Genomic DNA, 23,941 nt, shown 5'->3' with positions numbered 1-23,941 from the left:
TCTCTTTAACGATCATGACTTCAGACTCCGCTTCCCCCAAGGGTTCTCAAATTTCTTTTTCGATGGATGACTTCACCAAAGCTCTTGATCAGTACGATTATAAATGTGAAAAAGGGCAAGTTATCCGGGGGAAAGTGATTCAACATACCGATGATGGTGCTTTTGTTGATATTGGCGGTAAATCCGCCGGGTTTGTTCCCATTAATGAAGTAGATTTACAGTCCCGTCCTAATCTAGCAGAAATTTTACCCCTCAATGAAGAAAAGGAATTTCTCGTTATTAGCGAACAAAACGCCGAAGGACAAGTTAAACTCTCCCGTCGTCAACTACAACTAAAAGAAGCTTGGGAAAATGTAGCAGAAATCGCTGAAATGGGTCATTCTGCACAAATGCGCGTCACCCGAACCAATAAAGGGGGTGTGGTTGGTGAAGTGGAAGGGTTACAAGGGTTTATTCCGCGATCGCATCTCATAGAAAAAGAGGATTTAAACTCGTTAGTAGGACAACTGTTAACCGCTACTTTTTTAGAAGTGAACCCTTCGACTCAGAAATTAGTTCTTTCCCAACGTAAGGCGATCGCAGCAGCGAGAATGGATAAACTAGAAGCCGGTCAATTGGTGAATGGAAAAGTCTCTCGTATTCAACCTTATGGTGTTTTTGTTGATTTTGAAGGGGTTTCCGGACTCTTACATATTACTCAAGTGAGTGGTTCCCGTGTGGATGATTTGAACCATCTGTTTAAGTATAATCAAGACATTAAAGTAATGATTTTAAGTATTGATGAGTACAAAAATCGTATTGCTTTATCCACTAAAGTTTTAGAAAATTATCCTGGTGAAATGATTGAAAAGTTTGATGAAGTGATGAAGACGGCTGATGCAAGGGTAGAAAAAGCAAAAGAAACAATGGAAAAAGAAGAACAAAGTTAGAATTTTTATCCCCTTTTCTTAAAAAAGATTAGGGGAAATTGAAAAACAGGATAAATTTTTATAAATGGCTAGAAACATGGCAGTTATGGTAGGGGTCAACGGCCGTTGACTCCTACGAAAATATGTAGCCACGTTTTAGAAAATTGGTATAAATGATTATAATTTAAACAATTTTAGCAAAAAAATCATCGATTATTTTCCTATATAAATATCTTCAAGTGAAATTTCTTGCATCATTTTATTGTCAAGATTAGATATTTTTGCTAATCGATTCGCTTGTTTAGCAATAGTTTTCTCAAAAATATTCCTAACTAATCGACTTCAATTAAATGGCCTTTTTTTAGTATTCCTAATTCTTTATAAATTTTACCCATTAATCTTGCTACAGTTGTTTTTCCTGTTCCTGGAGAACCACAAAAAACGGAATGTAAAGTAATAGGAATAGCTGATAATCCCTGTTGTTTTCTTAAGTTTTGAATTCTGATAAAATTGACATATTCTCGGACTTCGTCTTTTAAGCTATTTAGTCCAATTAATTCATTTAAGTCTTTTAAAATAGTTTCTATTTCATTCTTATTATCTGGAGCATTATTGATTATGTTATTTGAGTTAGGACGATTATTGATAGAATTTTGATCAACTTCTTTTTTTAATCTTTCTAACTCGTTATCTATTGAGTCAGGATGTTTATAATAATTAGATAACTTTTTTCTTTCTTCTTCTACGATAGCACCGTAATCTTTATCAAAATCCATATCAAAAACCTCATCTAGATAATAAATAGGTGTTAATGTCAAGATAAGTATTAATAGCAATACAAAAATTAATTAGAACATTATTTATATGTTTAATTGTCATTGCGAGGAAATAAGAAATTTTCTTAATATCCTAATCATAATAAGTCCTGCTATATTACAATCTAGAAGATTGCGTTACATACTATCTCAAGACATAAGGTTATTATTCCCATAACAGACTGAAAAATTAACAAGAGAAGAAAAAATATTTAGAAAGAACTCAATGACACTCAAACTTTATAAATTTGAATTACTCGATTATAATTCAAATTTATCAGTGGTGGGTAATGCTAAATTTCTAAAATAGTTATTATAAAGATGTTTATTAGCATTACCCACCCTACAGTTTTTTGATTTTACTTAAGAAACTGTGTATTACAATCTAGAAGATTGTGTTACAGACTAGAGAAACATAAACTATTCTCATAAAAGTTTTGACAATCAATAAAACAATAGAAAATACTTAACTGTAAGTTAAGAGTAATTAATTAATAGATAATCATCTCTTTCATCTTTGCTCAGGATAAAAAAGTAACACGCTTGATCTACTAAATCTTTTAAATAGTCACGGATTAAAAAAATTAAATAAAACTTCATATTTATGATACATTGATTAATAGTATGACTGACTTAATTAAAGTTAGTCTGCCAAAAAAACCTAGCAAACGGAAGGATAGATATGCCTTTTTCTATAGATTCGGCCCGCAACATTTTTCCGAATACCTTAGCTGCTGATGCGGTTCCTGCAACCATAGCTAGATTCGAGCAACTCAGCGCTGAAGACCAACTGGCACTGATTTGGTTTGCTTATCTAGAGATGGGTAAAAATATCACTGTTGCTGCTCCTGGCGCAGCGAATATGCAGTTTGCTGAAGGTACTCTTAAAGATATCATCAACATGACCCCTTTAGAGCAAAGTCAGGCTATGTGCGACTTAGCCAACCGTGCTGATACACCCGTCAGTCGGACTTATGCGACTTGGAGTCCTAATATTAAGCTTGGTTTTTGGTACGAACTAGGAAAATTAATGGAACAAGGCAAAGTTGCTCCCATTCCTAAAGGTTATCAGCTCTCAGCCAATGCCAATGCTGTCCTCTTGACCATTACTGGCCTAGAACCTGGGCAACAAATCACTGTTCTTCGCAACTGTGTGGTGGATATGGGATATGATCCCAGTAAAATGGGCAATTTCGACAAGGTAACAGAACCGGTTGCTCCCCCCAAAGACTTTGCACAACGGACTCAAGTGAAGATTGAAGGGGTTGACAATCCAACCATCCTTAACTATATGAATAATTTGAATGCGAATGATTTTGATGCTTTAATCGCATTATTTACCGAAGATGGAGCATTGCAACCTCCCTTCCGCCGTCCCATTATTGGTAAAGAAAACGTACTGCGTTTCTTCCGTGAAGAATGCCAAAATCTTCAATTAATTCCCAAACAAGGGGTAAGTGAACCGGCTGAAGATGGTTTCACTCAAATTAAAGTCACAGGAACCTGTCAAACCCCTTGGTTTGGTGGTGGTGTTGGTATGAATATCGCTTGGCGATTTTTACTCGATCCTCAAGGTAAAATTTTCTTTGTAGCCATTGATTTACTTGCTTCTCCTAAAGAACTTTTGAACTTAGCTCGCTAATTAGATAGATTTTTGCTATATTTTTAGAATTAGTAAACAAGTAAAAATCACAGATTATATGAAAAATACGCTCTTATCCATAGAGCGTATTTCTCTGAGTTCAAAACTACGATATGAAAACCAACACACAACAATGGTCACAAACCGATCAAAAAATTGCTCAAGAAGCATTAGGCAAAGCTTATGCTAGGGAAACAGAGGCACTGGTGGCTGAAATCAATCAAAAAGCCAGCCAAATTACTCAAATCAACGACATTTGGGCTTTAAATGACTATCTGAACAGTAAACGATACCATATTGATGGTAAGTATTACTCTAACGATACAATCTCTATGTTTGTATTGGCTCAATTAGTTAAAGAAAAATGGTTATCCCTCGATGAATTGAGCGGTTTAACCCCTTCTACAAGAGCCAAAGTCGCTGCTCTAGCAAAAATGTCTTAATGTTTAATGGTGCTAATGTTGGCATTTATCCCTAAATCATAGAACGTCAGGGATGAATCTCAGCTAACCAAACTTACCGTAACAACCTGAGTTCGGTTTTAGGAGTTATGGTTTCGGCAACGAAATCATCAGGGTTTGATACTGATCGGTTTTGCAAGTTATCTATAATTTCTTTATGTCGAACTCAGGTTAAAAATTGTTTTAACTATTAACCAATAAGGCAATATCTTCAGGTAATATTTGCTGCATCGTGTAAGGGGTTACATTGGGAATAGTAACTAAGCGATTTGCCTGTTTTTCAATGGTCTTTTCAAACATATTTCTAACTAGACGACCATTACCAAAACTTTTATCACGATGATCATATAATTCCTTAAATCGAGTTAGTAATACTTCTTTTGCCGCTTCAGTTAAAGTGTAACGATGTTGATCACAAAAAATATCAAAAATAGCTAATAATTCTTCTGGGGTATAATCTTCAAAATAAAAATAACGACTAAAACGGGATTTTAACCCAGGATTAGAATTAATAAAGCGGGTCATTTCATCCCCATAACCTGCCACAATAACTACTAATCTATCTCGATAATCTTCCATTCTTTTTAATAACATATCAATAGCCTCCTGACCGAAATCATTACCAGGATCGAGAGGTTTTAAGGTATAAGCTTCATCAATAAATAAAACCCCATCTAAAGCAGAATCAACTAATTCATCTACTCTTTGTGCCGTTTGTCCTACATATCCGGCTACCATTCCCGATCTATCTGTTTCAATTAAATGACCTTTTTTGAGAATACCTAATTGTTGATAAATTTGCCCCATGAGTCGTGCTACTGTTGTTTTTCCGGTTCCTGGAGATCCACAAAAAACGGAATGCAACGTAATAGGAATGGGTTGTAAACCTTGTTTTTCTCGTAACTTTTGAACTTTGAGAAAATTGATATATTGACGAACTTCTTCTTTTAAATGATTCAAACCAATCAGTTTATCTAGTTCTTTTAGTTTGTCTTCAACTGTAGTATGAGGAGAGGAAGAGTAACTAGGGGAATAAGAAGGGGATGATGTTTTATTTTGTGACTCTTGTTGTCTAACTTTTTGTTGATCCCATTGGATTTGCTGTTTACGTCTTTGTTCTCTATTAAATGTTTCTTGTTTAAGTCTTTCTTGTTCTGCTTTTATTTCTTGTCTACGTTTAATTTCTGCTCGTAACTTAGCCTTTTCTCGTTCTAATTCTCGTTGTTTTTTTTGTAATAATAGATATTCTTCTTCTTGCTGAACTAAACGGCGATCGCGTTCCATTTCTTGCTGTCGTTTCGACTGTTTTTCAAGTTCTTGTTGTTTCAATTTTTCTAAATCTTCTTGGATGCGATCGCTATAATTGGGAAAATCTGACATTTATTTAACTCCAAAGATATTGAATTTTTTTTAAATATTCCTTAAATCAGATTATCATGACTGTTAATCATAAAATATTTCTAAATTTTTCCTCGATTTTTCATTAAGTTGACCCCCAAACCCTAGACATTCGATAGACTATACGGGAGTGTGTGTAAGTATTGTTCATAAAATGACCTATTTGTCTGGTAAAGTCTCCTATCGTTCTTTAATGATCCCTTTATTTTCCCTAATGTTGGGCCTAATTGCTTTTCCAGTAAAAGGACAACAAAACATTTATAATCCCATTCCCATCAAATCGAACGGAGCTATCTCTGATCGTCTGTCGGATCGAGATATTCCTACAGGAGAAGGTGGGTTTGCCAAGGATTATGAAATAGATTTGGAAAAAGGGGATCAAGTGGCCATTGACCTAACCTCTGATGAGTTTGATAGTGTGGTGTTATTATTAGGGGCTGATGGGACCACCATTGCTGAAAATGACGACGGACCCGATGGGAGTACCAACTCCTTATTATTTTCTCGCATCACGGAAACTGGCCGCTATATTATTCGTGTGCGGGCCTTTGGTGAAACCGGAGGTGGTAACTTTAACCTCAAAGTCACCCGTTTACGACCGGTGGATCGATAATAGACAGAGCATCAAGGTTTCGGTCCATTCCACCACGGCCCCGTAGGTGTCTCCGGTCTGACCCCCAAACCGATGATTAAACCAAGCACCTACCCCTAAGGCGATCGCCATTCCTATCCCCGTTACCCTTAACCCTAACTGCCATAATTCAGGGTTCAATGCGATAAATACCCCTGTCATCCCCCATAAACCGACTAACCCTCCCAATAAGTCTTGAGGACGTTTGAAATATTGTTTATGAAAGGCTCCTTTTCCGGTGGGTTTCAGGTAGGGATAAAAGGCGATCGCACTCACTTGTCCCCATCGTCCCCAACCAGCAACCATCATGAAAACCCAAGCACGATGGTTAACAATGGCACTCAAAGCGACGATTTTGAGCAAAATGACAATTATGCCGGCCATGACCCCGAAAGCTCCTGTAACGCTATCCTGCATCACCTCTAGGCGTTTTTTGGGGTTGATTACGGCTAAACCATCGGCACTATCGAGGACTCCATCTAAATGCAATCCGCCGGTGAGATAAATCCCTAAACTGATTATTAAAGCACTGCTGACGGTGATGGGAAATCCGACTAAGCTTAATAATGTATCAATGATGCTTAATAAACCCCCGATTCCTAGGCCAATAATGGGGGACCACCGAGCAATGGATTGAAAATTTTTGGGCCACTGATCAGGTAAAGGGATAATTGTATAAAAAGTAATCCCTCCTAATAGGGATGTAAAAGAATCTATCAAGTTGTTATAAATTGTATGGAACATTGAATATTTAACGACATATATGTAGAAAATTTAAGATCCCAAAATTACATCACATTCTCTTGAGACTTTAAGAAATGCTCAGGGAATATTGCGGTAACATGATGTTAGATGGCAACTGGCTAAGGGTATTTTCAAACGCTTGGCTAATTTTAGTCTTGCCTTAACCTAAATGCCTAATTTTATCTCATCTAATCATGCTACAGGACAACACACCAAAAATGTCCCATAGCATGGATGATAAGTCGCCTTTGATAATTGTTTCTCTGCTCCCATGAAAGAGAAAAGCTTCATCTAGCTTTATCTTTCCACTCCTACAGTCTTTCGACTGACTACCAATCGTTGTGCTTTCAGGCAATTTCTTATGAGTCACCATCACCCCTCACACTCGTTCCCGGCCCCTTGTATCATTGATTTTGGGATTATTGTTAATGCTGAGGACATGAAACGTATTCTCAACGATCTCGGAAGGGTTCGTTACATTCATACCCTCGATGGAAATATAGAAAGCGAAGGGGAGGGATGGATCGTTGAAGTCTTTAATGATCCGAGTCAGGCTACTATCGTGGTTAATCGCTCCTTGTACCTCAATGTTCAAAGTTTCGATTATTTACAACTTCAGCGATCGCAACAGCAAGAAGCTTATTTTGATTTAATTCAGGATCGTCGTTGTTTACGTTTGATTCCCATTACCTATTCTTCTCCTATTCCTGACAATAATTCTAACCTTGATTCTGCTGCTCTAGAAGCTATGGTAACTCAAGTGTTAGCAGCCAAATGGGATATGCAGTTAGATGATGAGGATGATTGTCCTTTTTAAGGTTTTTACGCAAAATTTCTTCTTTTATAGAGGGCTTCTACTAGAATAACGGTAGAAGTCCTTTCTTTCTATAAAAATATTCTTAAACTGACATCTTGCACCTTCGATAACCTGCCCCTAACCCCCCCATTCCCTAACCCCCCCTGCCCCCCTTATAAAGGGGGGTGTGGGGGGTACGGAATGGGGAATAGGCAAGGGTTCTCCCCCTCACAAAAGGGGGAGTTAGAGGGGGTGGCAATAGTGTTTATTTTTGACTGTAACTTATTGAGAATTGATTCTCTCTAGTCTTTCGGTTAGTTTTTATGTAGGGCGTGAAAGATGTCAGTTAAAAATAAAATTGATTCCAATCCCCTTGAAATACGAAGTCGGTGAAGGGTTTACGACTACGGGGAGATAATTGTCGTTGTTGTAAATCTTCTTCTAATTGCTCCACATTCCCTGGATAACCAACGGCGATCGCTGCAACGGGTTCATAGTCTTGAGGTATATTGTAGAGGTGGGTGGCTTTCTCCACATCAAATCCAGCCATTTGATGGACAAATAACCCGAATGATTGAGCTTGTAGGGTTAAATTACCGACGGCTAAACCGACATCGTGGAAAGCATGACGATTGGGTTTATTATTACGTTCAAAGGATAATTTAGCTACGGATAACATTAAAAGGGGAGCATTTTTTGCCCATTTTTGATTAGCTTCTACGAGACAACTAAAGAGTTTTTCGTATTCTTCGGTATTATCTTTAGTCGCAACAATAAAACACCACGGTTGTTCATTATAACAAGAGGCTGCCCATCTGGCGGCTTCTAATAAACTAGCAATTTTTTCGGGTTCAATGGGACGATTATCAAAGGCTAATGGACTCCAACGCTGTTTAATGAGTTCATGAATGGGATATTGATTATTAGCCGGTTTTTCCATGAATTTTCCTCAATTATTTCTAGCTATTAATACTAGATAAATGCTGGAATTTATTATACTTGTTCAGCAATCCATAAAACAAACGGTAAGGTCAAAAAACTCAGTAAAGTGGTGACAACAATAGTCCGAGCAACTTTAAGTGCTTCTCCTCCGAATTCTGTTGCTAAAACCACTGTATTAACTGCAGTTGGCATCGCACTTTGTAAAATAAAAACTTGTAAATCTAGGGGATTTAATTGAATAATTTTTCCGACTAATAAAGCAATTAAAGGAGCTAAAATCAGTCTAAAATTGAGAGAGATTATTTCAAATTTAGTCACTTTAAATTGTGTTGTCACCAACTCCATTCCTAAGATCAATAAAGCAACAGGAATGGCAGCCCTTCCTAATAAGTGTAACGCTTCTCCTAAATTAAAAGGAAGCTCAATTTGAAGAATTCTTAAACTTAATCCTGCTAACATTGCCCACATTAAAGGTAATTTAAAAGTTACTGTTAAACTATGTTTTAAACTGGTTCCTGCTAGGATAGCCGGAGCAACACCAAATAATAAAATACTCGAACCAATCATATAAATAATCGCCCTTTCTAACCCGGCTGCTCCTAAGGCAAAATCCACTAAAGGTAATCCCATATTACCATTATTCGGATGTAATGAAGTGGCAATTAAACTTTTGCGAGTAATAGGAGGCAATTTTAAAATAGAACTAATAATTGAAACCAATAAATAAAGAATAAAAGCGACAATAAACACTCCTAATAATAATTGGGCTGCATTTTGGGCCGAGATGGTAGTTGTATATAAACTATCAGCAACTAATGCAGGAGCTAATACATAAACAATTAATTGAGATAAAGTTTGTTTATGAATCTTTAATGTTTTGCCAACAATGACCCCTATAATAATAATAAAAGCAACGGGAATAATCGCGGGTAATAAAACAGTCATTTAGCTTATTATTGATGATTTTTTTGATTATAACAAAGACTAATTAACCAATAAAAGGATACCTTGTATCTTTGATTACCAACTCCCAATATTTTTCTAATTTAAGTTGACAATTGAGTTTATCCCTCTTATTATGTGCTAAAGCTGCTTGTATTAGATAATAGGTTAAATAGCCTCCTTTTAAAAAACCGTTGAGTCCAAACGGCAAAGAATGTTGTAAGAATAAATTTAAGGTTATTAATGGCCAATGGCGATGGCGAAAATACATCCACCAATTAACTTGATACTGTGCAATACTGACGGGAATGTTAAGGATAGTTTCTACTTTCAAAAATTTATCTTTAACTTGATTATAATATTTTTTTTCCGCTTCAATATTATTATTAATTCTCTTTAATTCTGCATAGTCCGATAATTGATAAGCTTCGCTAATTAATTGGCCTACCTCTAAAGATTGTTGAGAAGAATATCCTAAACTTTGATAGATTAAACTCGCATTTTTAGCTAAATCCTCAAAATTTTCTTGATCATGTAACCAATAAATATTACTGTGTTTTTCTGCCAATTCTTGATATTTTTTATTTTGATTCATAACTAAACTATTAATAAAAGTAAGGTGAGAAATACTCACCTTAATAACACAAAAATTTTTCAATTTTTGTTAACAAAAGCTAAATTTCATCCCATCCTGTTACCCCAGAAGACATAACATAACTGGTTACAGTCGCTTCAAAGAAATTAGCCTTAGTATGAGCTTCTTTTTTAGTATCAGAAAAACGCTCCAAATGAGTATAAGGACTCTTATTATATTTGGGTTCAGGATAAAGGGGTTCTAAACCAATGGAACGTAATCTAATATTAGCCAAATACTTCGTATATCTTTCCGTACTCGACTCAGTAATTCCTAAAATATTATTACCCACAATATGATTGGTCCAGCGACATTCATAATTAACCGCCATGTCAAACATTTCATAAATTTGTTCAACCGAATGGGGAAAGACTTTTCTAGCTTCTGGAATCAATTTTTGATACAATCTAACATGACTTAACTCATCGCGGTTAATCATTTTAAAAATATCGGCTGAACCCGGCATTAACATCCGAGAGGCTAAATTATAGAAGTAAATAAAGCCATTATAAAAATACAATCCTTCTAACAAAAAGTCAGCCATCAAAGCAATAAAATAGTTTTCTGGGGTAGCATCATCAACATATTTTTGATAAAGTTTAGCGATAAATTCGCAACGATCTTTTAACACTGTATCTGTACGCCAAAACTCATAAACTTGAGTTCTTCTTTCCGGTGGGATAATGGTTTCAATTAAATATTGATAACTTTGGTTGTGCATTCCTTCCTGGGAAATTTGTTCGGCCATACATAGACTAATTTCCGGGGCAGTAATGCTACTTTTTAGATGAGGAATATTACAAGTTTGAACAGAATCTAAAAACGTAAGATAGGATAAAATTCCATCGTAAGCATAGCGTTCGTCATCGGTTAAATTAGTATAATCCGTCACATCTTGAGTCACATCAAGCCTTTGAGGAATCCAAAAATTTTCCCTCATTTGTTGATATAAACCAACAGCCCAGGTATAACGAACATCATTTAATTGCATTAAATTTGTTGTATTACCAAACCAAATGGAACGGTTTTCAATGGCATCATCTCCTTCTGGGTTAAAGATAGGATTGATGGGCATTTCTTTTTGATTACTGACAACCATCTATTACTTAAAAATCAATGTACATCACCTAATTATATAAGATTTTTTTTGAGTAGTTAGTCAGCCTCAATTTTTTAAAGAAAAAATCAATAAAGTCCCTAATATTATAGTGATCAAGTCATCAAATTATGGTAGGGTGGGCAAGGTTTCTCCCCCTGACAAAAGGGGGATTTAGAGGGGGTGGCAAGGTTTCTCCCCCTGACAAAAGGGGGAGTTAGAAGGGGTGGCAAGGGTTCTCCCCCTCACCAAAGGGGGAGTTAGAAGGGGTGGCAATAGTGTATTTTATCCTATTCCTTATTCCCTATTCCCTTGACAAGGTTTTTTAATCTTCAGCAAAAACGTAACGATATAAGTCTTTGGGATCAGGTTCGGGACTTTCTTCAGCAAATTTAACCGCGTCATCGACTTTTGCTTGAACCTGTTGCTTAATCTCGTTTAACTCATTTTGATTAGCTAAGTTATGCTCAGTTAAATAGGCTTCTAATCTCTGGATGGGATCTTTGCTGCCCCAAAACTGTTTTTCATCAGACGATCGCAGTTCATCGGGATCAGCCAAAGAATGGCCTCGGAAACGATAGGTTAACGCTTCGATCAAGGTCGGTCCTTCTCCTGCCCTGGCCCTAGCGATCGCTTCTTGGGCCACTTTTCTCACCGCTAAAACGTCCATCCCATCCACTTCTACCCCCACCATATCAAAGACACTGGCTTTTTTGTAAATTTCCGGTTGAGAGGTGGCGCGGTTATGGGCCATGCCGATGGCCCATTTATTATTTTCTACCACATAAATAATGGGTAATTTCCAGAGGGCGGCCATGTTCAAACATTCAAAAAATTGGCCATTATTACTGGCCCCATCGCCAAAGAAACAGGCCGTCACTTGATCGGCGCTATCATCTCCCATCGCTTCCCGTCTATACTTACTTTGAAAGGCTGCCCCAGTGGCCACGGGAATGCCTTCGGCGACGAAAGCGTAACCCCCTAACAGACGGTGTTGTTCGGAGAATAAGTGCATGGACCCTCCCCGGCCCTTACTACAACCGGTCTGTTTCCCAAACAACTCCGCCATCACTTCCCGGGGAGGAACCCCACAACTGAGGGCATGGACGTGATCCCGATAGGTACTCGCCACATAATCTTCATCGGGCCGTAACGCTTTAATAATCCCCGTAGAAACCGCTTCTTGTCCGTTGTAGAGGTGGACAAAGCCAAACATCCGACCCCGATAATACATCTCCGCACACTTATCCTCGAATAAGCGTCCTAACGTCATATCTTCGTATAACATCAATCCTTCTTCTTTGCTCAGTTGAATTGACGTTGTATTAAATTCAGGTAAAGTACGTTCAGAAACCATAACAATTCAAACAATAATTAAGAACAATTGAACTAACACTGAGGGAAGCCGACCAAGAATGAAAAATATCGCTACAATCGTATATCGAGGTAAGCTATCGTAATCCGTTTTAGGAAAAACTAATTTCCTTCTGTTCTAGTTTAAACTGAATAGGGACACTGAGGTTAAGTGGCCATGTTTACCATAAATAAAAAAAACTTTTACTAAAATGAATCTTTAAGTTACAATCTTGCCAATCCTTTATTTTTGATGTAATAATCAAATCCCCTAACTTCTATAGATGATTCTTTATCATCATTCTTGTTAATTATAAATATATAAAGTTAAGTCACCCTGCTCTGAGGAAGTCAACCGTGCGCATACCGCTAGACTACTACAGGATATTAGGAATATTTCCCCAAGCGACAGATGAACAACTTCGCCAAGCGTATCGCGATCGCAGTGTTCAGCTACCCCGCCGAGAATATAGTAACCAAGGGATTCAAGCCCGCAAACAGTTACTAGAGAAAGCCTATAGCGTTTTATCCAATCCTGCCCAAAAAGCCAAGTATGAAACACAGTTTTGGCAAGACCAAGCTGCTTACCAAGAAGAAGGGGATAAGGCATCTGTTGAGTCACCCACCGAAGGAGTCGGGGAAAATGCCAGACCAACCACTTCAGAAATCGAGATTGAGCCAGAGCAAGTCCCAGGTAGTCTCTTAATCTTCCAAGAATTAGGAGAATACGAGTTAGTCATTAAGTACGGTGAAAGTTATCTTCAGACCCTTCCGACCTCCTCTCTGTCCTTAGACATTGATAATACAGCGACCCAGCAACGGACCGACACAATCTTAAGCATTGCTTTAGCTTATTTAGAAATTAGTCGAGAACAGTGGCATCAAGCAGCCTACGAGGAAGCAGGCCAAGCAGGAAGCCAAGGGTTAAGCCTACTAGAAAAAAATAGTCTTTTTCCCTCCCTCCAAGCAGAAATTAAAGCAGAACTCCAGAAACTGCGTCCCTATCGCATTTTAGAATTACTAGCAGCCCCTCTGAAAAACAAAGTCCCCCGTCAAACAGGCATTGAGTTATTAAAATCAATGTTAAACGAGCGTCAAGGCATTGACGGCAGGGGAAACGATCACTCTGGATTAGGCATTGATGACTTTTTACGCTTCATCCAGCAGATTCGCACTTATTTGACCGCAGCCGAACAAAAAGACATTTTTATCGAAGAAGCTCAACGGCCTTCCTCGGTGGCGGCTTATTTAGGGGTATATGCCCTCATTGGCCAAGGGTTCGCCCAAAAACTACCCTCCTTAATTCTAGAAGCCAAAACAGTGCTTGAAGGGTTAGAACCTCGCCAAGATGTGTCAATAGAACAGGCCATTGTCTCCTTATTACTCGGACAAACCCAAGCCGCCGCTCAAGCTCTAGAGCGATGCCAAGATCAACAAGCGTTAAACTTTATCCGCGAACAGTCCAAAGGGGCTCCGGATCTCCTGCCAGGGCTATGTCGTTATAGCGAGCATTGGTTACAGGCGGAGGTTTTTGCCCATTTTCGAGATTTGAAAGAAAAAACCGCTTCTTTAAAAGAATATTTTGCCGACCCAGAGGTGCAAACTTATCTCAATCAACTCCTCAGTCCCCCTCGCCCTAAACCCCAAGTAGTGACGACCCCTGAAAAAACCCCACCTTCTCGTAGTCGTCTCTCTAATCGTCGTTATCCTAGCTATCAACCCCTAGAACAGGGTAATGCAGCCTTAGATCCGGTTCCTCTACCGGTTCGTTCTCTCTCTCCGGTGGATATTCGGGATGTCCGTCGTCGTAAGCGCAAACAGTATTCCCAAAAACTTGACCCCAAGCCATCCACGCCAACCCCGCCAGAAAAATCCCCAAGTCTCCAACCTTCACCCGTCCAAACGGCTCCGGTTACGACCCCGACACAGGTTCGTCCCCTCAGACGGACTTACAAACCCACTCGTCTCACTGTGGTGGCTCTTTTAGGCGGGGTCGGATTAATCGCTTTAGGAGCCACTTGGATGTATAAGGCCAATTCTCCCTTATCCGCCCTCGAACAAGGACAATATTCCGTTTCCCTCCATCAACCTCTGATTGAGATTCCCCCGGCTGATGCTCAAATGGTAACCGCCACAGGAATGTTGACCCTAGAAGGGGCCCAGCAAGTGGTAGAAACCTGGTTATCAAGTAAATCTCAAGCCTTCGGCCAAGGCCATAACATCGACGCTTTGAATGAAATTTTGGCCGATCCCCTCCTCTCTCGATGGAAACGACGCGCTCAACAATTACAACAAAATCAAAATTACTGGACCTACAAACACGCAGTGACCGTTAATTCCTTTAAACCCGATAGCAATAACGCCAATCAAGGGGTAGTCGATGCCAATGTTCAAGAATCCGCTCAATACTATCAAGGCAATCAGGTGAGTCGTTCTTATAACGATAATTTACGGGTTCGTTATGATGTGGTTCGTCAAGGCGATCGCTGGTTGATTCAAGACATTAATGTCATAAAATAATGAGAAGACTAATCATAAGCTATACTAGATAAGTTGAGAAAATGTGCCTCAATAAGCTTTAATAAAAATAAGGCTTGTCAGTATTATGGCTGACCCCAATTAACTTAAACAAAATAGGAGGTGTAAAGTTAGATAATGACCCAAGTAGTTGTTGGTCAAAACGAACCCATTGAATCTGCGTTACGTCGATTTAAACGACAGGTTGCTAAAGCTGGAATCTATACAGATTATAAAAAGCACCAATTTTTTGAAACGCCACAAGAAAAACGCAAGCGCAAAGAAGCAACTCGGCGAAGACAGCGATCGCGTCGTCACTAAAATAATAAAAATTCTTTGCTCATAGCGATATGCGAACTCATATAATAATCCTTTCTCTAATTCTTTAGAGAAGGTTAAAGGGCCCTAACCATAACAACAACGTTAGGGCTTTTGAATAGGGAGCGATCGCCCAATTCTGAAATAATGATAATTGTGTTCGGTTTGGAGGGTATCCTAGTGTATAGGATCTTTATGATTGGTTGTCGCTAAAGCGTATTTCTCAATGACTTCTTATGCCTACAATTTTACTAGCCGATGATAGCACTGCTCAACGTGAACTAATTGCTGGTTTACTCATAGATAATGGCTTTTCTGTTACCACTGCCATAGATGGGGCTGAAGCTTTAGAAAAGTTAAAATCCCTCGCTCCGGATCTGATTATTCTCGATGTTGTTATGCCTAACCTTAATGGTTATCAGACTTGTCGAAGCATTAAAAGTGATCCGAAAACCGAACATATTCCTGTTATTCTCTGTTCAACTAAAAACACCCAAGTTGATAGTTATTGGGGATTAAAACAAGGGGCTGATGCTTATATTGTTAAACCGTTTCCCCACGAGGAGCTATTAGGAACAGTGAAGCAATTGTTAAGAAATTCCTAAACTATTTTTTATTATTCATAATGAGTTCGATTTCTTGAGAACCATTAACTAAAGTTAATAAAGACCCTGTTTGTTCCGTTCCCTTAACACTCAAATCACTGTGACAGAAAATAACTTTTTCTTCTACTCTCCCTAATAAATCCCTCAGAATCCGCTTTAAACGTGCTTGATCCGCTTCAAATTCATCTTCAGGGGTTAGGGTACGTCCTGACCATTCTCGGAGGAATAAGGGGGCGCAAAATAGCACTGAAGCCCCGCCTTTTTCCCATAAATTCGATGAGATATCGAGCCAAAATTGCCAACGGTGAGAAGTTCGTAAAGACCGATATTGGAAAATAGTGGCTAAAGTAACATAACCAGGTTCTTGTCCTAAGTAATACATGGGACGAGGATTGGCTGTAATGGTTCCCCGTTGTAATAATTGAATGAACTCCATTAAGGTTTCTTGCCGAGATTTGGGGTTAGGATCGTATTGTCGTAAACGGCGATCAATTTCCCAAAAATGTTGTGTGGTTTCGGTTAACTCCCTCAGAGCGGATAATTGTTGATAAGATAATTTATATTGAGTTTCTATTAGGTCTTGAATGGCTTTATCTAAGACGATCATCGGACTCAAAAATTGCTCTTGGTTTACTTGTTTTTTAGTTTCTTTTATCCAATCAACAAGACGATGATAAGCTGCGGTTGCTTGATGGCCAATTCTATCCCATCGGGGGTAGGTTTCAATGGGTAGTAATTGAGGGGTTTTTAACTTAACTTCATAACAACTATCAGCAATTAAACCGGCTCTGACAGGGTCAATAATGGCCATTGTTTGGTCAGCATTATAAGTTAATGTGGTGAGCATTTGAGCAATATCATCTCCTCTAAAACAATCACCCAACCCAGGATAAACCAGTCCTAAAATAGTTAATAAGGCTTTAACTAAAGGGAAACTGATTAAAGAACGTTGTTCATTTAACGGTTTGATGGGAATATTAGCAGCGGATAAAATTTCAATGAAGGTATAACGAGCAATTTCGTCTAATCCTGGGGCAATAATCGCCACATCTTCGGGATTAATTTGTTTGTTTTTGATGGTATCAACAATAAAATTAGCGGTATTTCGTAAGAGTTCAGCACGGGAAATCGTTTGAATGGAGGTAAAACAATCCGGTAAACTTTCTACCGATAAAGGATTCGTGGATAATTGTACGATTAAGTCACCGTAATCACTCTGAATTCGAGGATAGTTTGATAAGATTTTTAGCTGACAATGGGATGATAATTGATATAAATAGTCAGGATCTGCATTTAATCCTAAACGCACTTGTCCATCGGGGTTATAGGTAAAAACGCCAAAGGCGTTATGATCTAAGAAAAACTGAAATAAATCTTTAGTAATTCCTGGATAATCATCGAGATCATCAGCGAAAATTCCTTGATAACGAGTGATTAAATGGTGTTGATATTGAGGTAAGGGTAATAAATATCGCCAATATAGAGTATAAATTAAGCCATAAGTTAAGAAACCTCGTTTTAAACACCAATCTTGCCACGCTAAAATAAAATCACCCCGAAGTTGAGGTAAAACTGTCTCCTCCCTCTGTGAATTATTTAACTCTTCTAAAAAATGTTCCCCTGCTTCTAAACCATGTTCTAGAATGTAGGGGATATGTTCAACCATAATTCCACTGGCACCGGCCAACTGTAGCAAGTCCAAAGTTTGACGGATAAAGCGAAACTCGCTGTTTCCGGTTAAGACGACTCCAGAGTGGTTTAAGTGGGATCTCTCCTGGGTCGTACAAAAAAACCGCCATAACTGAGTGGCTAGAAATTGCTCCGTTTCCGGACGTAATAATAGGGGAAACTGTGCTTTTAAAGAAAGTTCCTCGAACAAAAGCGGCCAAAACAGGTTGATTTCATCCCTCATCCATCCTATAGGAGTTTTACAGTGAATAGGGTAACTCCCGTTGACAGCTAAAGAAAGTCGATCAGCTAAACGACGACGATTATCATCATTAGCTGAAAAAATCAAAACTGATGACGCTAGATTTTGGGTAACTGATTGAACTGAGGAGGTTATCTTATCTTGACGTTTGTTTTCAACCCAATCACAAAACTCTCTAACCAATTGGGTTGTTTTTCCGGTACGGGTCGTTCCTTCAATCCACAGAGAGGTTCGCTTCACGGACATTCCTCAAGTAAATAGGTTAACATACAATTATTTTGCATTCCTTTGTTCTGGTTTCTCTCTCTATTTTATTTTTTCTTTGTTGCAGGTAAGTAGCAATTATTATGAAATTTAGGTCCTTAATTAAAAAGACTTCTAACTGGTTAACAGCTACCCCAGAAAGATCCTTAGATAACGCCTATAAAGCAGCTTTAAAAATAAAAGAAATTGAAGATAACCATTTTGGTGGTAAAAAGGTGTCAAAGGAGAACGCTGACTATGGTGACAGTGTTATCTCTTATTTTAAAACAGAAGTCAATGGTTATTTACAAAAAATCAATATGGGATTAGGGGTATTTAAAACCAGTCGCCTTTTCCTCAATATCTCTAATTTAAAGGAATTTCCTGAAGACACGATACCCCCAGGAGAATTACGAAAAAATGCCACCAATGCTGCTATTATTTTTGAGAAATTAGAATTTATTGACCAAGTGGCTTCTAAATATCAAGTGCGTGAGACAGAGGACGTTTATAACGGTTCTTTGGTATTGACAAAAGAAGCTTCACCCAAGAAAGAAACAAAGCCATTAGATAATACATCTACCAATGAAATTAACCCAAAAATAACCAATAATAACCAGACTTATTCCCCCGGAGAAAATGCCCGTCGTTTAGAATCTGCTTCTCAAAAAACAGGTGTTTTACCCCGATCTTTTATCAATACCCTCAACAGAATTAAACAAGAAATTGATCCAAAATCAGGAGAAAGCGAAGAACAAGTTCTTAATAAATATCGTAAATCGCGTTTAAGGACAGCCCTCTCTATTAAGTTTATTTTGTTGTTAATTATTGTTCCTTTATTGACCCATCAATTAACAAAAACTTTTTTATTGACTCCCATTATTAATCAATATTTCCAAAATCATGAACGAGTGGTTTTTATCAATAAAGATTTAGAAGAAGAAGCGTTTGAAGAATTAAGTCATTATGAGGAAATTTTGCGCTTTCAGGGGTTAATTGGTTTGAGAGAACCCTTGACAAACGAAGAAATTGAAGAAAAAATTCAAGAAAAAGCCCAAGAAATTACAGAAGATTATCGCGCCCAAGGAATTGATTCCATTGGTAATATTTTTGCTGATTTATTTTCAGTCACAGCGTTTATTATTGTCATTGTAAGTAGTCGTAAAGAAATAGAAGTCCTTAAGTCTTTTTTAGATGAAATTTTATATGGTTTAAGTGATCCGGCCAAAGCTTTTCTAATTATTTTGTTTACTGATATGTTTGTGGGTTTCCACTCTCCTCATGGTTGGGAGGTGATTTTAGAGGGAGTGGCTCATCATTTTGGCTTACCGGAAAACCAAGAATTTAACTTCCTGTTTATTGCGACGTTTCCAGTTATTTTAGATACGGTTCTTAAATATTGGATCTTCCGTTATCTTAATCGTATTTCTCCCTCTGCGGTGGCGACTTATAAGAATATGAATGAGTAATTGAAACATGATGGTTTTGATTGAGATAAGTAGAAAACGTTTTTGGGTCTAACCGAAGGAGAGGAAGAAGGATTGAGAGGGGAGTCAACCCTCTACCTTGTGAAGAAAATTGCCATCATTATTATACTACTACGCACCCTTAGAATAGGGAATGGGCAAGGGTTCTCCCCCTCACAAAAGGGGGAGTTAGAGGGGGTGGCAATGGTTGATTAGATATACAGTTTCAACGTTAACCAGTGACAAATACCTTTTGTGTACTGCTATAATATAATCCGTTACAAGCCCCTTGCCGTTTGACCTCCAAGGTCAATCCTTTTTCTTGATGGCTATCAATGCAGAGCCACCCATGAAGACAATTCCGATTAAACTTGAAGGCTCGGGAACCGTAGGGGTAGTAGGAGGGGTAATAATTTCTTGACCAACAAATTCAAAGTCAGCATATAATTGATTAGATATTAAAGTATTAGAGTCAATTGTGTCTAAAACCCAGGGACTATTGGGATTTTCATTATTATTAGTCCCCTGAATGTAAGTGATGCTACTGACTCCATTAAAACTAAGAGGAATTCGATAGAAGTTTCTCCTGTTATCTAAAGGTGGAAAGGGAGGAGGAGGGAGGGGTGGAGTAAATTCTCCTGCAATATCTCCTGGAATCGGCATCATATCATTAATGGCATTATTCATCTCGGTTATGGCTAAACTTGCTTGGGTTTGATTTCCCCAAAAACATAAACCATTATTACAAGAACCCATAAAACCAGGTTGAGTAGGGTTACCAAAAATATCGTTAAATGAACCGAGTGGAAAGTTGACATTGTAAAAGTTAATAACTTTATTTTCCGTTAGGTCTTCTGGTGCTTGGGCGCAAATTTCGGCACTACTAATACAAATTTCAAGGTCACTAATACTAACCACGTTACCATCACCATCGAGATTAACGACTGTTGCCGCTTCAACAGAAGAACCCATAGCAAAGCTAAGGGGTGCCAAGACCCCAGGAATAATTTGCTTAAGTTTTAGCATTATTTTTGAAGGAATAATTCATCAATACTTGTCCTTTTCTTATAGCATTACCTCTTAGTTAATTCCCTCGGATAGCTGATTTTTTTTATATTTGAATTTGTCAACAAACTAAAGTAAAGATGTTAGTAAATCTTCTACAAATAACTACATTTTTAAATATTAAAAACGACAAAAAAAGAAACTATAAAAAATATAAGTATAAGAGTTTTAATAATAGTTATACTAATCTTTATCTAATATCTATAAATTGAAGCAATTAGTTACTTTCGTTAAGACAGTGCAATAACTTGTTAAAAAAGAGCAAAAAAATTAGTCACAAATAACCTGTAATGCTTCATGGTAAAGGCTTTGAAGCTTCGTAACATTGCTTAATACTATGGAAAGAGCGAACTTGATTCTTCTGCTAACTATCGCGCTATGGTAAAATCGCGGAAAATTTAATAAAAATTTACTATTTCGCTACAGTCCCCAATGATGAACCAAAAATCTTTAATCCAACGTTTTGGCCTCTATTTATTATTAACGGTGATAGCAGTCGCCATGTTGTTTCCCTTACTATGGTTACTCAGTACCGCCTTTAAATCTCCGACAGAAGATGTTTTTACCACTTGGTTTCCCACTCAACCAACCTGGGAGAATTTTGGCGTTGTTTGGCAAACCTATCCATTTGGAAAATATTTAGCCAATAGTACCTTAATTGCTGTGTTAACAGTGGGGTTAAATCTCCTGTTTTGTTCTTTAGCAGCTTATCCTTTAGCAAGACTTGATTTTTGGGGACGAGACAGTATTTTTGCTGCGGTGATTGCTACGATCATGATTCCTTTTCAGATCGTGATGATCCCCTTATACATTCTCACCGTACAATTAGGATTACGGAATACTTATTTAGGGGTGATTTTTCCTAGTTTAGCCTCAGCGTTTGGAATTTTTCTTTTGCGTCAAGCCTTTCAAGGGGTTCCCAAGGAGTTAGAAGAAGCAGCAAGAATTGATGGTTGTTCAGAATTAGGAATCTGGTGGCATATTATGATACCGTCGATCCGTCCTGCGTTAGTTACTTTAGCTATTTTTGTCTTTATTGGTTCCTGGAGTGACTTTTTATGGCCTCTGATTGTATTAGATCGGCCTGAATACTATACGTTGCCTTTAGGGGTGGCTAAACTAGCCAGTGCGTTAGACTTAGATTGGCGACTAATTGCTGCTGGATCAATTATTTCTATTGTTCCAGTTGTCCTTTTATTCGTCTTTCTGCAACGCTATATTATCCCCACAGAAACTGGAAGCGGTGTTAAGGGTTAAGGTACAAGATAGGAGTAGATGTTTGCTAAAATTTTGATAGGATAAGGATACTATTTTGTCTTCAACGTCAAATCTATGCCTAGAACCCAACGAAATGATAATTTTATCGATAAAAGCTTTACTGTAATGGCAGATATTATCCTCAAAATACTGCCAGCTAATAAAAAGGCAAAAGAAGCCTTTGTCTATTACAGAGATGGGATGTCAGCCCAAGCAGACGGTGAATATGCTGAAGCCTTAGATAACTATTATGAAGCCCTCAAGTTAGAAGAGGATGCCAACGATCGCAGTTATATCCTCTACAATATTGGTATTATCCACGCCAGCAACGGGGAACACGCCAAAGCCCTCAACTATTATGAGCAAGCAGTAGAGTTGAACCCCCAGATGCCCTCAGCGTTGAATAATATTGCTGTCATTTATCATTATCAAGGAGAAAAAGCTAAATCTGAAGGGAATATCAACGAAGCAGAAGCCCTATTTGATAAAGCGGGAGAGTATTGGAAACAGGCTATCCGTCTGGCACCGAATAACTACATTGAAGCCCAAAACTGGCTAAAAATTACGGGACGCTCAGAAATGGATGTCTTTTTCTAAACTCATTTACAGGAACCTTTATTTATGTTAGATCGTCAAGAAGTCCAGAAGATCGCTCATTTAGCACGTTTAAAGATTACCCCAGAAGAAGAAGAGCAGTTTGCTGGCCAGTTGAGCGACATTTTAAACTATTTTGAGCAGTTGAGTGAATTGGATACGGAAAATGTTCCCCCCACCACTCGCGCTATCGAACTCAGTAACATCACCCGTCAGGATAGTTCCGAACTGTATAGCGATCGCCAAGCTTTGTTACAAGAAGCCCCAAGCCCTGAAGGGGACTTTTTTAGAGTTCCACAAATTCTCAATACTGATGAGGAATAATTATCGTTAAGATGTTTTTATGTTATGATAGTAAGTGACTCGGACTTACGCAATTACAACGCCCAAACCTTGTCAGGACCGGAAGGTAGCAGCAATACGGGATGCTTGTGATAGGCGTAAACTCCGAGTCTTTTTATTGCGTAAAAAAATTTTTAAAGTTTTATTATTACGGAAATTATATAGCATATCACGAAATATTTGTCAAGTAAGTCAAACAATGACCCATAAGGAAATAGACCACTAACATGGCCGCGGCTGCTAAGGCCACTAGGGTTCCTGCTAACATCAGGGAAAATTCTTGCTGTTCAATGGCTTCCTGCATCAAATGCAGGGACCAAGCAACTAGGGCAACGTCGAATATTAGAATCGGTATCAACATATTTTAAAAAATGTTAACTTTTTTTTCTATTCTAATACACAATCCCTAGGTGACAACGTCTAAGTTAGAAAATTAAGGTTGTCTAAAGGTGTCGTCAGGGCGACGACGGACGGGAATTTTGCGATCGCTTAGGTAATTTTTGACCTCAGCAATGGTTAATTGTCCATAATGGAGCAAAGAAGCTAGTAAAGCGGCTTCTGCCTTCCCTTGGGTCAATGCTTCGTAGATATGCTCGCAGTTTCCCGCCCCTCCTGAAGCTATCACTGGAATTTCGACTTGTTGGGCGATGGTACGAGTTAAGTCTAAGTCATAACCGGCCTGGGTTCCATCCGCATCCATACTGGTAACTAACAGTTCTCCGGCCCCTCTTTTTTCCATTTCTACTGCCCATTTTACCGCATCTAAGCCCGTATTTTCCCGTCCTCCGCGAACATAGACATCCCAACCAGGGTTTTTAGGGTCATGACGGCGTTTTGCATCGATTGCCACCACAATACACTGTTTTCCAAAGCGATCGCTGGCCTGATTAATAAAGTCAGGATTTCTGACAGCCGATGAGTTAACACTCACCTTATCAGCCCCGGCTCTTAACAAAAGTTTAATTTGTTCTAAGGTTGAAATCCCTCCCCCGACTGTCAAGGGGATAAACACCACTTCGGCGGTACGGTAAACCACATCAATAATGGTGTCCCGTTGTTCATGGGTAGCTGTAATGTCTAAAAAGACTAACTCATCTGCCCCTGCATCATTATAAACCTTCGCGAGTTCCACGGGGTCCCCTGCGTCTTTAAGGTCGACAAAATTGATCCCTTTAACCACACGGCCGGCATTAACATCTAAACAGGGTAAGATTCTTTTAGCTAACATTGATTAGGTTTTTT

Annotated in this window: 24 protein-coding genes, 1 other RNA gene and 1 pseudogene; 13 read left to right on the top strand and 13 right to left on the bottom strand. The window is 38.4% G+C overall.

Annotation, left to right across the window (positions count from 1 at the left end; translation table 11 throughout):
* Positions 1–14 precede the first annotated feature (14 nt).
* Positions 15–929 (top strand): S1 RNA-binding domain-containing protein, encoded by a 915-nt coding sequence (locus tag C4E06_RS12775; RefSeq protein ID WP_107668415.1) that lies wholly within the window; start codon positions 15–17, stop codon positions 927–929.
* 192 nt (positions 930–1,121) lie between these two features.
* Here C4E06_RS12775 and C4E06_RS29560 read toward each other — a convergent pair whose 3' ends face one another.
* Together C4E06_RS29560 and C4E06_RS12770 are read right to left on the bottom strand one after the other, a co-directional pair.
* Positions 1,122–1,217: a hypothetical protein gene (locus C4E06_RS29560; RefSeq protein WP_370051338.1), complete on the bottom strand. Its 96-nt coding sequence runs from the start codon at positions 1,215–1,217 to the stop codon at positions 1,122–1,124.
* Positions 1,218–1,243: 26 nt separating this feature from the next.
* Positions 1,244–1,735: pseudogene (locus C4E06_RS12770) on the bottom strand (AAA family ATPase); the annotation flags it as partial.
* A gap of 670 nt (positions 1,736–2,405) precedes the next feature.
* Here C4E06_RS12770 and C4E06_RS12765 point away from each other — a divergent pair.
* Complete coding sequence (locus C4E06_RS12765) at positions 2,406–3,365, top strand: orange carotenoid-binding protein (protein WP_107668414.1); 960 nt, start codon at positions 2,406–2,408, stop codon at positions 3,363–3,365.
* A gap of 113 nt (positions 3,366–3,478) precedes the next feature.
* Entirely contained in the window at positions 3,479–3,808 is a 330-nt protein-coding gene (locus C4E06_RS12760; RefSeq protein ID WP_107668413.1) for a hypothetical protein, read from the top strand.
* Positions 3,809–4,009: 201 nt separating this feature from the next.
* On the opposite strand, the gene C4E06_RS12755 is transcribed toward C4E06_RS12760, so the two are convergent.
* A complete protein-coding gene (locus C4E06_RS12755; protein ID WP_107668412.1) occupies positions 4,010–5,206 on the bottom strand; it encodes an AAA family ATPase in 1,197 nt (398 codons plus the stop codon).
* A 172-nt stretch (positions 5,207–5,378) separates the two neighbouring features.
* On the opposite strand from C4E06_RS12755, the gene C4E06_RS12750 reads away from it, so the two are divergent.
* Positions 5,379–5,837 carry a PPC domain-containing protein gene (locus tag C4E06_RS12750; RefSeq protein ID WP_107668411.1) on the top strand — a complete coding sequence of 153 codons (459 nt, stop codon included), beginning with the start codon at positions 5,379–5,381 and terminating at the stop codon, positions 5,835–5,837.
* Here the strand turns inward: C4E06_RS12750 and cobS are convergent.
* On the bottom strand, positions 5,817–6,599 hold the full coding sequence (gene cobS, locus C4E06_RS12745; RefSeq protein WP_107668410.1) for an adenosylcobinamide-GDP ribazoletransferase: 783 nt from the start codon (positions 6,597–6,599) through the stop codon (positions 5,817–5,819). The genes C4E06_RS12750 and cobS overlap by 21 nt on opposite strands.
* A 361-nt stretch (positions 6,600–6,960) precedes the next feature.
* On the opposite strand from cobS, the gene C4E06_RS12735 reads away from it, so the two are divergent.
* The gene (locus tag C4E06_RS12735) at positions 6,961–7,416 is read left to right on the top strand and encodes a hypothetical protein (RefSeq protein WP_107668408.1); all 456 of its coding nucleotides are present in this window, start codon (positions 6,961–6,963) and stop codon (positions 7,414–7,416) included.
* 325 nt (positions 7,417–7,741) lie between these two features.
* Here C4E06_RS12735 and C4E06_RS12730 read toward each other — a convergent pair whose 3' ends face one another.
* From C4E06_RS12730 to pdhA, 5 genes are all read right to left on the bottom strand, one after another.
* Entirely contained in the window at positions 7,742–8,335 is a 594-nt protein-coding gene (locus C4E06_RS12730) for a nitroreductase family protein (RefSeq protein ID WP_107668407.1), read from the bottom strand.
* 53 nt (positions 8,336–8,388) lie between these two features.
* Positions 8,389–9,282 (bottom strand): AEC family transporter, encoded by an 894-nt coding sequence (locus C4E06_RS12725; RefSeq protein ID WP_107668406.1) that lies wholly within the window; start codon positions 9,280–9,282, stop codon positions 8,389–8,391.
* 43 nt (positions 9,283–9,325) lie between these two features.
* Positions 9,326–9,874 carry a hypothetical protein gene (locus C4E06_RS12720; protein WP_157951150.1) on the bottom strand — a complete coding sequence of 183 codons (549 nt, stop codon included), beginning with the start codon at positions 9,872–9,874 and terminating at the stop codon, positions 9,326–9,328.
* 79 nt (positions 9,875–9,953) lie between these two features.
* Positions 9,954–11,012, bottom strand: a complete 1,059-nt coding sequence (locus C4E06_RS12715; protein WP_107668404.1) for a ribonucleotide-diphosphate reductase subunit beta — start codon at positions 11,010–11,012, stop codon at positions 9,954–9,956.
* Between the two features lie 322 nt (positions 11,013–11,334).
* Positions 11,335–12,366, bottom strand: a complete 1,032-nt coding sequence (pdhA, locus tag C4E06_RS12710) for a pyruvate dehydrogenase (acetyl-transferring) E1 component subunit alpha (RefSeq protein ID WP_107668403.1) — start codon at positions 12,364–12,366, stop codon at positions 11,335–11,337.
* A gap of 353 nt (positions 12,367–12,719) precedes the next feature.
* On the opposite strand from pdhA, the gene C4E06_RS12705 reads away from it, so the two are divergent.
* The 3 genes from C4E06_RS12705 to C4E06_RS12695 all read left to right on the top strand — a co-directional run bounded on the left by C4E06_RS12705 (position 12,720) and on the right by C4E06_RS12695 (position 15,802).
* Positions 12,720–14,882 carry an IMS domain-containing protein gene (locus tag C4E06_RS12705; RefSeq protein ID WP_107668402.1) on the top strand — a complete coding sequence of 721 codons (2,163 nt, stop codon included), beginning with the start codon at positions 12,720–12,722 and terminating at the stop codon, positions 14,880–14,882.
* Positions 14,883–15,017: 135 nt separating this feature from the next.
* A complete protein-coding gene (gene rpsU, locus C4E06_RS12700; protein ID WP_007307443.1) occupies positions 15,018–15,200 on the top strand; it encodes a 30S ribosomal protein S21 in 183 nt (60 codons plus the stop codon).
* A 233-nt stretch (positions 15,201–15,433) separates the two neighbouring features.
* Positions 15,434–15,802, top strand: a complete 369-nt coding sequence (locus tag C4E06_RS12695; protein WP_107668401.1) for a response regulator transcription factor — start codon at positions 15,434–15,436, stop codon at positions 15,800–15,802.
* Between the two features lies 1 nt (position 15,803).
* Here the strand turns inward: C4E06_RS12695 and C4E06_RS12690 are convergent, their stop codons facing one another.
* Positions 15,804–17,978 (bottom strand): hypothetical protein, encoded by a 2,175-nt coding sequence (locus C4E06_RS12690; RefSeq protein ID WP_107668400.1) that lies wholly within the window; start codon positions 17,976–17,978, stop codon positions 15,804–15,806.
* 101 nt (positions 17,979–18,079) lie between these two features.
* On the opposite strand from C4E06_RS12690, the gene C4E06_RS12685 reads away from it, so the two are divergent.
* Positions 18,080–19,444, top strand: coding sequence for a proton extrusion protein PcxA (locus tag C4E06_RS12685; protein ID WP_107668399.1), 1,365 nt, complete (start codon positions 18,080–18,082; stop codon positions 19,442–19,444).
* Between the two features lie 306 nt (positions 19,445–19,750).
* Here the strand turns inward: C4E06_RS12685 and C4E06_RS12680 are convergent, their stop codons facing one another.
* On the bottom strand, positions 19,751–20,467 hold the full coding sequence (locus C4E06_RS12680; protein WP_107668398.1) for a PEP-CTERM sorting domain-containing protein: 717 nt from the start codon (positions 20,465–20,467) through the stop codon (positions 19,751–19,753).
* Between the two features lie 471 nt (positions 20,468–20,938).
* On the opposite strand from C4E06_RS12680, the gene C4E06_RS12675 reads away from it, so the two are divergent.
* The 4 genes from C4E06_RS12675 to ffs all read left to right on the top strand — a co-directional run bounded on the left by C4E06_RS12675 (position 20,939) and on the right by ffs (position 22,814).
* Positions 20,939–21,763, top strand: coding sequence for a carbohydrate ABC transporter permease (locus tag C4E06_RS12675; RefSeq protein WP_107668397.1), 825 nt, complete (start codon positions 20,939–20,941; stop codon positions 21,761–21,763).
* A gap of 75 nt (positions 21,764–21,838) precedes the next feature.
* The gene (locus tag C4E06_RS12670) at positions 21,839–22,360 is read left to right on the top strand and encodes a photosystem I assembly protein Ycf3 (protein WP_107668396.1); all 522 of its coding nucleotides are present in this window, start codon (positions 21,839–21,841) and stop codon (positions 22,358–22,360) included.
* A 24-nt stretch (positions 22,361–22,384) separates the two neighbouring features.
* Positions 22,385–22,681 (top strand): Asp-tRNA(Asn)/Glu-tRNA(Gln) amidotransferase subunit GatC, encoded by a 297-nt coding sequence (gene gatC / locus C4E06_RS12665; RefSeq protein ID WP_107668395.1) that lies wholly within the window; start codon positions 22,385–22,387, stop codon positions 22,679–22,681.
* A 36-nt stretch (positions 22,682–22,717) separates the two neighbouring features.
* Positions 22,718–22,814, top strand: an RNA gene (gene ffs, locus C4E06_RS12660) — signal recognition particle sRNA small type.
* Positions 22,815–22,868: 54 nt separating this feature from the next.
* Here the strand turns inward: ffs and C4E06_RS12655 are convergent.
* Both C4E06_RS12655 and hisF read right to left on the bottom strand, forming a co-directional pair.
* Positions 22,869–23,060: a hypothetical protein gene (locus C4E06_RS12655; protein WP_107668394.1), complete on the bottom strand. Its 192-nt coding sequence runs from the start codon at positions 23,058–23,060 to the stop codon at positions 22,869–22,871.
* Between the two features lie 72 nt (positions 23,061–23,132).
* The gene (gene hisF / locus C4E06_RS12650; RefSeq protein WP_107668393.1) at positions 23,133–23,927 is read right to left on the bottom strand and encodes an imidazole glycerol phosphate synthase subunit HisF; all 795 of its coding nucleotides are present in this window, start codon (positions 23,925–23,927) and stop codon (positions 23,133–23,135) included.
* Between the last annotated feature and the right edge of the window lie 14 nt (positions 23,928–23,941).

Source organism: Cyanothece sp. BG0011 (genome assembly GCF_003013815.1).
Classification (GTDB): Bacteria; Cyanobacteriota; Cyanobacteriia; order Cyanobacteriales; family Microcystaceae; genus Crocosphaera.
This window is presented reverse-complemented; position numbering and strand designations above follow the sequence as displayed.